Source organism: Domibacillus sp. F004 (genome assembly GCF_057814295.1).
In genome coordinates, this window is the sequence record NZ_JBVATB010000003.1 from 1 (window position 1) to 13183 (window position 13183).

15 protein-coding genes and 1 pseudogene are annotated in these 13183 nt (G+C 39.3%); 6 read left to right on the top strand and 10 right to left on the bottom strand.

All coding sequences use genetic code 11. From position 1 onward, the window contains the following. Positions 1-116 precede the first annotated feature (116 nt). The gene (locus ACZYRN_RS08615; RefSeq protein WP_488911141.1) at positions 117-392 is read right to left on the bottom strand and encodes a hypothetical protein; all 276 of its coding nucleotides are present in this window, start codon (positions 390-392) and stop codon (positions 117-119) included. A 213-nt stretch (positions 393-605) separates the two neighbouring features. On the opposite strand from ACZYRN_RS08615, the gene ACZYRN_RS08620 reads away from it, so the two are divergent. Both ACZYRN_RS08620 and ACZYRN_RS08625 read left to right on the top strand, forming a co-directional pair. Continuing rightward, positions 606-773, top strand: a complete 168-nt coding sequence (locus tag ACZYRN_RS08620) for an aspartyl-phosphate phosphatase Spo0E family protein (RefSeq protein ID WP_488911142.1) — start codon at positions 606-608, stop codon at positions 771-773. Between the two features lie 699 nt (positions 774-1472). After that, positions 1473-1580, top strand: a complete 108-nt coding sequence (locus tag ACZYRN_RS08625; protein ID WP_488911143.1) for a YjcZ family sporulation protein — start codon at positions 1473-1475, stop codon at positions 1578-1580. Between the two features lie 143 nt (positions 1581-1723). Here the strand turns inward: ACZYRN_RS08625 and ACZYRN_RS08630 are convergent, their stop codons facing one another. After that, positions 1724-2017: a hypothetical protein gene (locus tag ACZYRN_RS08630; protein WP_488911144.1), complete on the bottom strand. Its 294-nt coding sequence runs from the start codon at positions 2015-2017 to the stop codon at positions 1724-1726. A gap of 358 nt (positions 2018-2375) precedes the next feature. Here ACZYRN_RS08630 and ACZYRN_RS08635 point away from each other — a divergent pair, with 358 nt between their 5' ends. Then, positions 2376-2558, top strand: coding sequence for an alpha/beta-type small acid-soluble spore protein (locus tag ACZYRN_RS08635; protein WP_488911145.1), 183 nt, complete (start codon positions 2376-2378; stop codon positions 2556-2558). A 351-nt stretch (positions 2559-2909) separates the two neighbouring features. On the opposite strand, the gene ACZYRN_RS08640 is transcribed toward ACZYRN_RS08635, so the two are convergent. After that, positions 2910-3761 (bottom strand): aldo/keto reductase, encoded by an 852-nt coding sequence (locus ACZYRN_RS08640; protein WP_488911146.1) that lies wholly within the window; start codon positions 3759-3761, stop codon positions 2910-2912. A 185-nt stretch (positions 3762-3946) separates the two neighbouring features. Between ACZYRN_RS08640 and ACZYRN_RS08645 the strand changes: the two genes are divergently transcribed. Beyond that, positions 3947-4369 carry a MerR family transcriptional regulator gene (locus tag ACZYRN_RS08645; RefSeq protein WP_488911147.1) on the top strand — a complete coding sequence of 141 codons (423 nt, stop codon included), beginning with the start codon at positions 3947-3949 and terminating at the stop codon, positions 4367-4369. A 227-nt stretch (positions 4370-4596) separates the two neighbouring features. Here ACZYRN_RS08645 and ACZYRN_RS08650 read toward each other — a convergent pair. Both ACZYRN_RS08650 and tnpB read right to left on the bottom strand, forming a co-directional pair. Continuing rightward, a pseudogene (locus ACZYRN_RS08650) lies at positions 4597-5041 on the bottom strand (SgcJ/EcaC family oxidoreductase). A 104-nt stretch (positions 5042-5145) separates the two neighbouring features. After that, positions 5146-6309, bottom strand: a complete 1164-nt coding sequence (gene tnpB, locus ACZYRN_RS08655; RefSeq protein WP_488911149.1) for an IS200/IS605 family element RNA-guided endonuclease TnpB — start codon at positions 6307-6309, stop codon at positions 5146-5148. Between the two features lie 95 nt (positions 6310-6404). On the opposite strand from tnpB, the gene ACZYRN_RS08660 reads away from it, so the two are divergent. Further along, positions 6405-6539 carry a hypothetical protein gene (locus ACZYRN_RS08660; RefSeq protein WP_488911150.1) on the top strand — a complete coding sequence of 45 codons (135 nt, stop codon included), beginning with the start codon at positions 6405-6407 and terminating at the stop codon, positions 6537-6539. A 238-nt stretch (positions 6540-6777) separates the two neighbouring features. Here ACZYRN_RS08660 and ACZYRN_RS08665 read toward each other — a convergent pair whose 3' ends face one another. The 4 genes from ACZYRN_RS08665 to ACZYRN_RS08680 form a co-directional block, all read right to left on the bottom strand. Then, positions 6778-7686: an LCP family glycopolymer transferase gene (locus ACZYRN_RS08665; RefSeq protein WP_488911151.1), complete on the bottom strand. Its 909-nt coding sequence runs from the start codon at positions 7684-7686 to the stop codon at positions 6778-6780. 805 nt (positions 7687-8491) lie between these two features. Then, complete coding sequence (gene glnA, locus ACZYRN_RS08670; RefSeq protein ID WP_488911152.1) at positions 8492-9826, bottom strand: type I glutamate--ammonia ligase; 1335 nt, start codon at positions 9824-9826, stop codon at positions 8492-8494. Positions 9827-9873: 47 nt separating this feature from the next. After that, complete coding sequence (locus ACZYRN_RS08675) at positions 9874-10269, bottom strand: MerR family transcriptional regulator (protein WP_488911153.1); 396 nt, start codon at positions 10267-10269, stop codon at positions 9874-9876. A 113-nt stretch (positions 10270-10382) separates the two neighbouring features. Then, positions 10383-11654: a methionine gamma-lyase family protein gene (locus ACZYRN_RS08680; protein WP_488911154.1), complete on the bottom strand. Its 1272-nt coding sequence runs from the start codon at positions 11652-11654 to the stop codon at positions 10383-10385. 143 nt (positions 11655-11797) lie between these two features. On the opposite strand from ACZYRN_RS08680, the gene ACZYRN_RS08685 reads away from it, so the two are divergent. Beyond that, positions 11798-12400 (top strand): trimeric intracellular cation channel family protein, encoded by a 603-nt coding sequence (locus ACZYRN_RS08685; RefSeq protein ID WP_488911734.1) that lies wholly within the window; start codon positions 11798-11800, stop codon positions 12398-12400. 113 nt (positions 12401-12513) lie between these two features. Here the strand turns inward: ACZYRN_RS08685 and ACZYRN_RS08690 are convergent, their stop codons facing one another. Continuing rightward, complete coding sequence (locus tag ACZYRN_RS08690) at positions 12514-13146, bottom strand: TetR/AcrR family transcriptional regulator (RefSeq protein ID WP_488911155.1); 633 nt, start codon at positions 13144-13146, stop codon at positions 12514-12516. Between the last annotated feature and the right edge of the window lie 37 nt (positions 13147-13183).

Genomic DNA, 13183 nt, shown 5'->3' on the forward strand with positions numbered 1-13183 from the left:
CTTTTATTTTATCATATCTTTTTATAATTACTCAGCTTCTTTGGTTAAATAAGACAATCAACATGACTGTTTAATAGATACATATTTCTTAGTCAACAGTTTCCGTCAACTGTTCATCAATCGTCTTTCCGACTGCCTATTTTAATTTCACTTAAACAACCAAATATGAGTACGATCCATAACGTCGTCCACCACGGATGCTCGAAAAAGATTTCTATCTTACACCTTCCGTTTCTGCGTAGTCTCCAGTCGATCCACCTTGCCACCCATTGTAATAACAACTGTTTCTCCATAATCTCATGCGGAATCAGCTGACCGTCCTTCACCACATATATCATTTTGTTGCTCATCAAATCTATTTCAGCTGTCATTTTTTCATGATCAATCTTCATAGCGCAGGACGCCCCCAGTCTGTTAAAATAGAATTGCGAGTACTACTTAAACGGCTGGGCAGAGTCCTAGCCTTTTATATTTCCTTTAACTCTACAAAATGTGTGAAATTTTCAAAACTTCTGTAAAATATATTGTAAGTTTCTAGAAAATACCTTATGATGTTTCCTGTTGTGTTTAGTAAACAAACAAACTCACACAGGGGAAATGTAATCTTGTCTAATCAATTAAGTCTGAGGGACTTATCTGCTCAAATTAATGAAATGCGTAAGTTGCTGATCGCCACTGGTTTAAAAAAGGGATTTACGGATAGCGAAACCCTTAAATATAGTGAACAGCTGGACAAGTTAGTTATCCGTTTTCAAATGCAAAGCAGACTTTAAAATCTATGAAGAATAAATACAATTTTTTGTATAATTTTTTCTGGATTGTTTAAACTGTTATTGCGCGAGACTCTCTTATCAATAGACTTCTTCTCACTGCTTGATGCCTGGATTTCCTGGGCTTTTTTATGTGTAAACTTTTAATTAACGGGTATATTCTTTTTGTATGACCATTCCTGTCATACTCTAGCTACTCCCTGTATTAACTTACCTCATTGACAGTCAGGCTCCGTCCTGGCTATTTTTTGTTTACATTTCAACTTCCACTTCCACTTTGATTTTCATTGGAATTTCCTGCGCCATCTTTGCTGTTCTATGGACTGTCTCAATGAGTTCTTTCACCCGATCTTTCGCTTCATCCAGCAATTCAAATCTTTCGACGCTGTATGCACCAAATCCACCTGGCACAATTATAAAATATATATCAATTCCCCCTCACCAATTTCTAAACATTCCGTAGAAAAGACTATTACCATACCAACTATATCCAGCTGCCTTTCTTTGTTGTTTGATTCATTCGTATTCGTCATAACCGTGGTAACGATCGACCGTGAAAAGAAATGTTGTTGTGGACCCTGGTTACCCAACGAATTATTGCCCTCGTCCTCGCTGCAGATAGCACTTTTTTATTTTTATAGGAGCATTCGTACAAGACTCGATTGTATTTTTTCATACTATATTTAAAAAGAGGTGATAATTATGAGTTGTGAAAAATCTGGTGGATACGGCTCTGGCTTTGCGCTAGTTGTTGTCTTGTTCATTCTGTTAATCATCATTGGAGCATCATACATGGGTGGCGGATACTGATAGGAAGGAACCCATTATCCGTAAGACCCTTTTGAATTAGTCTAGCTTTTGCCTCCTTCCCCTGCTGTAGCCACCTATACAATATTGTGCGACTGTATGTAGTAAATACAGCCGCTTTTTTTCATTCAATATTTGTGAACGTTTTACGCATCCTGCAGCATCCTTTCTCTTACTTTCAAGAACCATTGTCGATCCCCTGACTTAATCGCTAAATCAATAAGATCGTCATAATCTTCTTTCATAAGAGACGAATCCAACGGCACAATTAAACTCATTAAGCACGTAGCTGGGGCTGGTTTGATGTTTTCGGGAACACCTTTTACAAACCTGGTTATTTTCGTCACGTGCACCGTCTCTAAATCTTTTGAAAAGCTATTGATATAACTCATATACCAGTACTGGCCAGACGCTGCTAAAACCCAATCTCCAATGTTCATTACACCATCCCACTCCTAAAATAAACTGAGCTGTTCGATAAACGGCGATTCTTCTTCATCACTAATGTACATGCCTTGTAGCAGATCTCTTCCTCCTTGTTGAAAGACCTCCCTTTGCCGCTTTATTCTGTAAAAGCAGGCAATCTTCTTATACAACATAAAAATAAAAGAAGGAACAAAAACAAAAGGACCATTTTGGGGTCTTTTTTCTATTGGTGAAATATCAACATTATCGCTTAACAGAGCCTTTCTAAAAAAAAGCCCTATTTGGTTAAGTTGCCAGGATGAGAGGAATAGAAGCGACCCATACTGGTAAGGCAAGGCGAACAAAAAACAAGAGGGAGGGAGTGATTGAATCATGTCAAACAGCAATCGCAATCGACTGTTGGCCCCAGGAGCCCAGCAGGCTATCGACCAATTGAAGCACGAAATCGCCTCTGAATTTGGTGTTCAGCTCGGGGCCGATGCCCCGTCGCGTGCCAACGGTGAAATCACCAAACGCCTTGTACAAATGGCGGAACAGCAATTGTCTCGCCGTTAGGAAACACGGTAAAACTAAAAAGCAAAAGGTAGAGGATCCAAGAGCATTGGGTCCTCTACCTTTTGTCGTAATTATCAATATTAATCTTTAACAGAGCCATTTTTTTAAAGCAAATGTCTAAAAGGTACACCATTTAAAGGCTCTGTTTAGACGAACTGTTGATTAGCCTATTCCTCTGAATTAATTGAACCGTAAAATCAACACAATACGTTATATTCAAAACATTTCATTCCTGCCTACCAAAACAGGCGCCATCCCTTTTATTTAAAAGAATGGCGCCTGTTTTTCGTCTACTATATGAATACGACATAATATCTATCATGCTGCATTTGTTATTAGATTTTCAAAGAATTAATCATGAATTTTAACGGTACCGATCGCTTTCACGATTTCAGGATCGTTATGTGAGAAGAACAAGCTCTGTTTCGTATCTAATGTAGCAATCGCCTCCATATCTTCCACGCTTAATTGAAAGTCGAAGATATTAAAGTTTTCAATGATTCTTTCTTTATGCACAGACTTTGGAATTGCAACGACTCCTCTTTGTGTCAACCAACGTAAAACGACTTGGGCAACGGATTTATTACATTTCTCAGCAATTGATGCTAAGACTTTATTCTGGAAGAGGTTATTTTTTCCTTCCGCAAAAGGTCCCCAGGACTCAATCTGAACATTGTTCTCTTTCATGAATTTAGCACTTTCGATTTGCTGACAGAAAGGATGTGTTTCAACCTGGTTTACGGCAGGGACTACTTCATTATGGACCATTAAATCCATCAAACGGTCCATCTGAAAGTTACTCACTCCGATTGCTCTAATCTTTCCTTCACGGTACAATTCCTCCATCGCACGCCAAGCACCATAGATATCACCAAACGGCTGATGAATTAAATACAAATCCAAATAATCCACTTGTAATTGTTCCAGTGACTTTGCGAAAGCTTTCTTTGTATTCTCATAACCGACATCTTGAACCCAGAGTTTTGTCGTAATAAATATTTCCTCTCTTGGCACACCACTGCGTTTAATTGCTTTGCCGACTGCATCTTCATTTGCATAAGCGGCAGCAGTATCAATCAGACGATAGCCTGCCATAATAGCGTCATAAACACTTTGTTCACATTGATTTGCATCTTGAATTTGGTAAACACCAAATCCTAGTATAGGCATCTCAACACCATTGTTTAAAATTACTTTTTGCATATGAAGCCTCCTGTTTTTTTAAAATATCATGTGTTCAATCACTCATTTTCATTCCATCTACATCTTATGTTTCTAGGATTTACAATTTAAGTAACCTGAACTATTATAAGCCTATCACCTTCGAGTAACACGAAGGCAAGAGATTCGAATAATTTTGATATAAGTTTTTTCAAGGAGGGCTTGTAATGTATACTGTAAAAGAAGTGGCTAAGCGACTTGGTGTGACTGAACACACCATTCGATACTATTCTGATAAGGGGTTAGTGCCAAATTTACAACGTGACATAAATAACAATCGTCTTTTTGATGAAGAATCCATCAATTGGCTTACAGGTGTAAAATATCTGAAACAATGTGGTATGTCAGTGAAAACCATCAAAACTTATGTAGATTTATGTTTGGAAGGCGATTCTACCATTCAGCAACGCTGTGAAATAATTTTAGAACAAAAAGCCGTGGCCTTTGCTCAGTTGGAGGAAGCCAAATTAAGAGCCAAGTACATGGAAGACAAAGCAAATCATTACCTCGATATTATTAATCAAGTGATCCCAGATAACACGAACCCTGGGAAATGGAATAAATCAGTTGATCAAAAAACCGTTTCATAATTTTAAATTTATGACACAACCCAAAAAGCTCCCATTTTAAAATCGGAGCTTTTTTCGAATACAACATAATTATATTTATGTTGTATTCGAAACCGAATTTTATGTTTCACCTCTTAAACTAACGTACCCTTTAGTTGAATTAAGATGAAAAATAAAAACTCTTGAAGGGTTTTTATTTTTTTAAAAGCAAATGTCTAAAAGATGCGCCTTTACGATGCTTCTGTTATTCAACTGAGCAGCTGCCTTAACTCCTCTGTCATTTGCTCAACTAACTCAGGTCTTCCATGAAATTGAGCTGGTGTATTTTGAAAGAGTTTAATACGCCAATTTCCTTCTGTTTTAACGGCAACTAAAGTGTGATGCGAGTTGACTTTAGGGTTGATGTCAGATTGTCCAGGAGGTATCATGCCTGAAATAGCACGTAAAAGAACGGTATCATCACATAGAAAACTCGTGCTTTTAATTTTGCTTACATATTTGGCAGTTGGATGATCTTCAAAGATGGGATTGAGGTGAGAAAAAAATCTCTCCAGTTCCAAGTGACTGGCTACCATCAAAACCAATGCTCTCTCCATCCTGTGTAAACAGCTCCGCAAATGCTCTGGCGCTGCGGCTGTTCCATGCATCTAATAGTTCCTGATATAGTTCCTGAATTTCATTAGATTTAGTCATAATTATTTCTCCTTAAGACTTTGAACTACCCGCCACTTAGCCCTCTTGCGAGGTGCTTGAAGTGGGGGGTTCCTAAGATCACCAACGTATCCGTCAGTTATTAATTAGGCTAGCCCCGCAGTCCCTGCGGTTAGAAGTCTTAATGCTTCATTTTTAAGATTGATTCCTGCGTTAATATCCCGATCATGATGAGTTTGGCACTCTGGACAATTCCATTCACGCAAATTAAGATTCTTAACGTCTTTGTTTTGGAAACCACAAGAAGAGCACAGTTGAGAGCTGGCAAATGTTTTTCCAACAGCTATAACCTGTTTTTCATACCATTTTGCTTTATATTCAAGCATGGTTCTGAATTGTGACCAACTTACTTCGCTGAGTGCTTTGGCTAACTTGTGGTTCTTTAGCATATTGGATACTTGCAAATCTTCAATCCCAATCACATCGTGGTTTTTGATGATTTCAGTGCTGATCTTATGCAAGTAGTCTGTTCTGGCGTTGGTGATTTTTTCATGGATGCGAGCAACTTTCACCTTTTGTTTTTGATAGTTCCTCGCTTCATGCAACGGCTTCTTTTGCTTTAACGCTTGTTCCTGTCTTTTAGAAAGAATACGTTGCGCTTTGGCTAGTTTCTTTTCGAGTGTCCGAAAGAATTTGGGGTTTTTATACACCGTCCCATCTGATAAAATAGCAAAGTCTTTTAGTCCCATATCGACACCAACGGATGAACCTGTTTTTTCTAGTGGCTGCACATCTGTTTCAACAAGAATAGAAACAAAATACTTGCCGCTTGGATTATGCCGAATCGTAGCGTTAAGGATACGGCCTCGTACTTTCTTTGATTGGGCAAATTTGATCCAACCGAGTTTTGGCAATTTCATCTTATTCTTATGAATCATGTTTTCAGGTAACTGTTGTTTACCTTGAATATTTGTCTTGTAAGATTGCATGCCATTCTTTTTGGACTTGAAGCGAGGTGCTTTATTTTGCTTCTTGAAGAATCTTGAATAGGAATCAGCCAGGTTTTTCAAAGAGGATTGAACAGCAACACTATCGACTTCTTTTAACCAAACCAATTCCTTTTTCAACTGTGTTAATTGAGCAGAACAGAAGTTGTATGTCAGACCTTGGCCTGTTTCTTTGTAGGCATCCTTCCATTTTGAAAGAAAATGATTAAAGACAAAACGACTACACCCAATGGTTTTTGCAATCAGTATTTCTTGCTCTCGATTTGGGTAGATGCGAAATTTATATGCTTTGTTGATGATCATTGATTTTCACCTCCTTTTTGCGCAGTATATACGTAGTGGCGTGTACTTGTAGATTATTACGTATATACGTAAATTTCAATAAGGAGATGTTTATTATGCGTAAAAAATTCACAACATCATTAGATGAGCAAGTGATTAAAGAATTAAAACTTCAAGCTGTGAAAGAAGAAACGGATGCTAGTAAAATTCTTGAAAAATTAATTAAGGAATATCTTAAAAAACAAGCTTAGGCTAACGCCTACCGAAATTCATCCCCTCCCTACTCACTGGGCTACGCCCTTCACATTCCTTGAGGAAGGGGTGTTCTTTCGGAAAATGATAAAAGTCAGATGTTGCAAATTCATCTTAATTTACAACTTGCTTTGATTCAAGTTCCCAATAACATCCCCTTCAACATTGATGATTAAATCAACAATAAGATTTAACAGAGCCAATCGAAAAAAGAATCAGCTCTTTTAGCCTGATTCTTTATTTCAAATTCAAATCTTCTTTAAATTCATCTGATACACGCGATACTTCTTCATCATCGACTATATAATAGTAAACGCCACCGATTCTTTCATCATTACCATTAATTGTGAGGGATTCAAGGTTATCACGTGTTGATGAATAAATAGCGATCACATTTCCGAACGACAAGTTTGTTTGTACGTTGTCACGAATCGCCTTCATCACATCTGTAAATCTGAATATCATTCCCAGGTCATTCCCTTTATTTAAAATACTTTCAATGACTTGACGCTGCCGGGCCTGTCTGCCAAAGTCGCCGTTTGGATCTTCCTTCCTCATCCGCGTATAGTTCAATGCTTTAGATCCGCTTAAAGTAATGCGCCCTTCAGCAAAATCATCGCCGCCATATGAAAAAGCAAAATCATTTTGTACTTCGACACCGCCGACAGCATCTACAATTTCCTCTAGGCCTTCCATATTTATTTCTACATAATAATCTACCGGAACATCAAAAAAGTTTTCAACCGTTTTCGCTGCCATTTTCACACCACCGAATGCATAAGCATGATTAATTTTATCTTCTGTGCCCTTTCCCACAATCTCTACACGTGTATCACGGGGAATGCTTAGTATTTTCGCCTTATTGTCTCCCCTGTTTATGGACATAAACAGCATGGTATCGGAACGGCCTGTGTCTCCTTCCTGCTCATCCACGCCCAGCAAAAGAACCGTAAACCCTTCTTTATCCTGAAGTGACACATCGTCCGTCCGTTTGTCTGAATAAAGGTCTTCACCGCTCAACGTATTTTCGACGAACCGATAGAACATAAATGTAATACCCGCTCCGACCAGCAGCACGATTAAAAAGAAACCTAATAAAAAGCTACTTTTACTTCGTCTTTTTTTCCGCTTGTCTTGTCTTCTCATATACACGGCTCCCTAATGTAATGTGACTTAACAATATCATATCCTTCCAAACAATTTTCAAGACAGTCTGTTTTTAAATATATGGCTTTGGTTTTATTCTAAAGACCAAAAGCCTAGAATAGGAGGGCCCTTATCCAACAGGGTTTTGAAGAATTCGAAAAATATTGTGAAGGAATCTATATCAACATATTTGCAACAGATTCACGCTACAATAAATCACAAAAACACTGGACTTTAAAGCGAAGACAAAAGAGGAGCTGTTCGGTAACACTAAAACATACCGATCCAATCGAACCATCACTGTTAGCCATTCTCTAATTCAGGCGCTGCAACATCACGCTAGGCATCAAAATCAACACAAACTCATACTGGACGAAGAATATCACCATGATTTAAATTTAGTCTTGTACCGAGATGATGGTAATTTCATGCCAAAATCAACCTTATTTAATGCGTTCTCCCGCATTTCGACTCGTGCCGGACTTCCATCTCTTCCGATTCCATTCCCTGCGTCATACACATGCCGTGTTGCAACTTGAGTCCGTTGCCAATATGAAATTGTACAGGAACGTTTAGGTCATGGCAGTATGGCGATTACAGCCGATGTGTATGCTCATGTGTCTAAAAAGATGGAAGAAACGCAAATGAGCCGCTTCGAGGATTATACGAAAGATTTTCTGGATTGAATTTTTTTCAGAATTAGATGGACAAATGATGGGCAACGGAGATGGGCAAGCTAAAAATATGTTTTTTTGAACAAAAAGAAAAACCCCTCGAAGCCAGTTGGCTCAAGGGGTTCAGCTGATTAAAACGTTGTAAGGTATTGTTCACGTTCCCAAGGGTGTACTTGTGTGCGGAACATATCCCATTCAATTTCTTTCGCTTCAATGAAATGCTCAAGGATGTGCTCACCAAGTGCATCTTTGATTGTGTCGCTCTTTTTAAGGGCTATAAGTGCCGCATCAAGTGTTGCTGGAAGGTCACGTACGCCTTCTGCTTCGCGCTCTTCTTTGTCCATCGCATAGATGTTCCGGTCTACTGCTGGCGGCGGAGTGAGTTGATTTTTGATTCCGTCAAGACCCGCTTTCAAAAGAACCGCCATAGCAAGGTACGGGTTCGCTGCCGGGTCGACACTGCGTACTTCTACACGTGTGCTCATGCCTCGTGAAGCCGGAATACGGATTAATGGGCTTCGGTTCTGGCCAGACCACGCCACATAACAAGGTGCTTCGTAACCAGGTACAAGACGCTTGTATGAGTTAACAGTCGGATTTGTAATAGCTGTAAATGCTTCTGCGTGTTTAATTGTACCCGCAATAAATTGATATGCTGTTTCACTCAATTGAAGTTCGCCGTCTTCTTGGAAGAAGGAATTTTTGCCGTCCTTGAATAAAGACATGTTACAGTGCATACCAGAGCCATTCACACCGAACAATGGTTTCGGCATAAACGTTGCGTGCAAACCGTGTTTACGGGCAATCGTTTTAACAACCAATTTAAACGTTTGGATCTCATCACATGCTGTTACAACATCCGCATATTTAAAATCAATTTCGTGCTGACCAGGTGCTACCTCATGGTGAGATGCTTCAATTTCAAAGCCCATTTCTTCAAGCTCCAGTACGATATCACGACGGCAGTTTTCGCCAAGGTCTGTCGGTGCAAGGTCAAAGTAACCACCGTTGTCGTTCAATTCAAGTGTTGGCTCTCCATTTTGATCTAATTTAAAGAGAAAGAATTCAGGCTCAGGACCAAGGTTGAAATTTGTGAAACCAAGCTCTTCCATTTCTTTTAACACGCGCTTCAAGTTTGTACGCGGGTCCCCTGCGAATGGTGTGCCATCCGGCATATAAATATCACAGATAAGACGCGCTACTTTTCCTTTTTCAGCTGTCCAAGGGAATACCACCCATGTGTCAAGATCCGGATAAAGATTCATGTCTGATTCTTCAATACGAACAAAACCTTCAATAGAAGATCCGTCAAACATCATTTTATTGTCGAGTGCTTTATCAAGTTGGCTCACTGGAATCTCAACGTTTTTAATTGTACCTAGAATATCCGTAAATTGAAGACGGATAAATTTCACGTTTTCTTCTCCAGCCAACCGTTTAATGTCTTCGCGAGTATATTTGCTCATGTTTATTCACTCCTCCTCAAAAATGTAAAACCTTTTATGGCAAAAGATTAGTGAAAAAACCGTTTTTCCACTTCTGAAGAGCGATTGAAACGTCCAGCATTGATTAATTCCTTCCGGAGCAGTTTTCTCAATTCTTCATCAGTGAACACTTTCTTCGGTTTTTCATCACTTTCTTTTGTTTCCAATTTTTCTGTCTGGGATTCATCTTTTAGTAAAATCTTTTTAATTCCCGCGATATTAATCCCCTGATCGAGTAGGTCTTTTACTTCGAGCAGACGGTCAATATCGTTCAATGAATAAAGTCGCCGGTTTCCATCAGAACGATCTGGGGTAATTAAATGATGCTGCTCATAATAGCGAATCTGCCTTGCTGATAATTCGGTTAGTTTCATAACAGTTCCCATTGGAAAAAGTGGCATTGTCCGGCGAATATGGCTGCTCATGTTTTCCCCTCCTCTTTATCTGATGCTTTTACTTTAAAATATGTTACTTAATTTGTCAAGTTAATGTTATGTTTTGTTACATAAAAAAATTCTCCTATTTAAGGAGAATTTTTTTATAGATGATTTTTTTCAATTAAATGATCGATCGCACTTATTACCGCAATTTTTACATGAGCATACGTAAGTCCCCCTTGCACATATGCTGCATATGGTGGACGCAGTGGACCATCTGCGGTAAGTTCAATGCTTGCTCCTTGTATAAAAGTGCCTGCTGCCATAATAACGTCATCCTCATAGCCCGGCATGTATGCTGGGTATGGTGTAACATGCGAGTTAACCGGTGAGGCAAATTGAATCGCCTGACAAAACGCGATCATTTTGTCTCTGTCATCAAATTGAACCGCTTGAATAAGATCAGTGCGCTTCTCGCTCCATGATGGCGTTGTTTTCATCCCAAAGAGCTCTAACAGTGCTGAAGTGAATATCGCCCCTTTTAAACTTTCAGCCACGACATGCGGCGCGAGAAAGAATCCTTGGTACATTTCTTGAAGACTGTAAAGACTCGCTCCTGCTTCTGCACCTATCCCTGGAGATGTCATGCGATAAGAACAGCTTTCTACATATTCTTTTTTCCCCGCGATGTAGCCCCCTATTTTGGCAAGACCGCCTCCTGGATTTTTAATTAATGAGCCCGCAATCAGATCCGCACCTACATGAAGCGGTTCTTTTTGTTCAACAAATTCACCGTAGCAATTATCAACAAAGATAATCGCAGATGGTTTAATACCTTTCACAAAGCGACACATTTCTTCGATTTCTTCTATCGTAAAAGAGGGTCTGACCGCGTAGCCTTTGGAGCGCTGAATCGCAATCATTTTTGTTTTGTCTGTTATACTTGTACGAATTTTTTCAAAATCAGGCCGCCCGTTTTCCTTAAGGTCAACATGGTTGTATGTAATTCCAAATTCCCGCAATGAACCGTTTGAAGATTCCCTTATGCCTATAATATCATCGAGTGTATCATACGGTTTTCCAGTAATGTAGAGCAGCTCGTCGCCTGGACGTAAAATGCCGAACAAGGAGATCGTAATGGCATGTGTGCCGGAAATAATTTGCGGACGCACGAGCGCACTTTCACCGCCAAATACGTCTGCATATATACGTTCAAGCGTATCGCGGCCTGAATCATCGTACCCGTAGCCAGTAGATGGTGTAAAGTGAAAATCACTCACTTGGTTTTTTTGAAAACTTTGCAAAACGCGAAATTGGTTGTATTCGGCCATCTGCTCTATTTGTTCATGAACATCTATAATTTTCCGTTCCGCTTCCTCTGCTTTTTCACGAATAACAGCTCCATTTTTTAGTAAATCAAATATAGTATTCATCGTTATAGTCCTTCTTTCTTGTTCACTTTTTCCATCATAGCAAAATCATCGTTTTCTTAAAAGAAAAATAGCCGCTCGTCGAATGATGGATTATAATAAAGCCGAACATTTACATGTTTGATGAAAGAAGGTTCAAAATGGATATTACGTGGGATGTATTAACAATCATTGGAACATTTGCCTTTGCGATTTCGGGCGCAATCGTTGCGATGGAAGAAGAATACGATTTATTTGGCATATATGTACTAGGAATGATTACCGCATTTGGCGGTGGAGCGATCCGAAATTTATTAATTGATGTTCCTGTTTCAACTCTATGGGGACAAGGTGAATTTTTTACGGTAGCGATATTATCGATAACAGTCATCGTTTTATTTCCACAAAACCTGCTCCGCTACTGGCCTGTATGGGGCAACTTATTTGATGCGATTGGGCTATCTGCGTTTGCTATTCAAGGCGCGCTGTACGCAGTAGGTATGGGACATTCGCTCAGTGCCGTTGTCGTGGCAGCGGTGTTAACCGGAAGCGGCGGCGGACTTGTCCGCGATGTGCTTGCTCAGCGGAAACCAACTCTTTTACGAGATGAGGTGTATGGTGTGTGGGCGGCGCTTGCCGGCATGTTTATTGCGCTAAACATTGTACAGTCACCCGTACAAATCTTTATTTTATTCCTATTTATAACGGCTTTACGTATTCTTTCCTATAAATATAGCTGGCATTTACCTAAACGAACAATAAAACTATAAATTTGAGCATCCACCCAGATTAAGCAGGTGCTTTTTCTTTTGCTAATAGGCAGAACATGCGTAAGTTGAATAGATATGGAGAGATTGGTCCACATACAAAAACAGAGCCTGGATCACACTGGCTCTGTTTTCAACAAAAATCTATCGCCTCTTCCTGATTTCATCGCTTCTTCTGTCAGCAATGAATGAATCATCATATCGTTAAAGATACAAGCAATCGTTTCGATGGAAAGTTCTCCATCTTTTTTAAACCATTTATACATCCAGTTAATAATTCCCATAATCGCCATTGTGGAAATTTCAGCGGGTACTTCTTGACGAAAATCACCGGTAGCCTGCCCATCACGAATGACCTGAAGAAGCAGTTTACGGTATTCATCCCGTTTTTCATTAATTCGCTCTTCAAAATCACCTTTCAAATACGTACTCTCCTGATAGAACACCGTAATATGCGGTTTATACAAGTCAAAAATTCTTGTAAATGATGTGATGATCGCACATAATCTCGATACAGGATCGGTTTCTTTATCGTGTGATTCCTTCGCTTTATTAAGTAAATATGAAATAAATACGTCATGAATATGATAAAGCAGTTCATCTTTTGATTTAAAGTTATGATAAAAGCCGCCTTTTGACGTACCGCATTCATCAACAATCTGATCGACCGTTACACCGTGGTAGCCATGTTGTTCGAACATAATTAAGGCCGTTTCAATGATTCTTTCTTTAACGGGTTTCTTTTTCATTATCATCATCCTTTTCGACATTTTACCACAAACATCA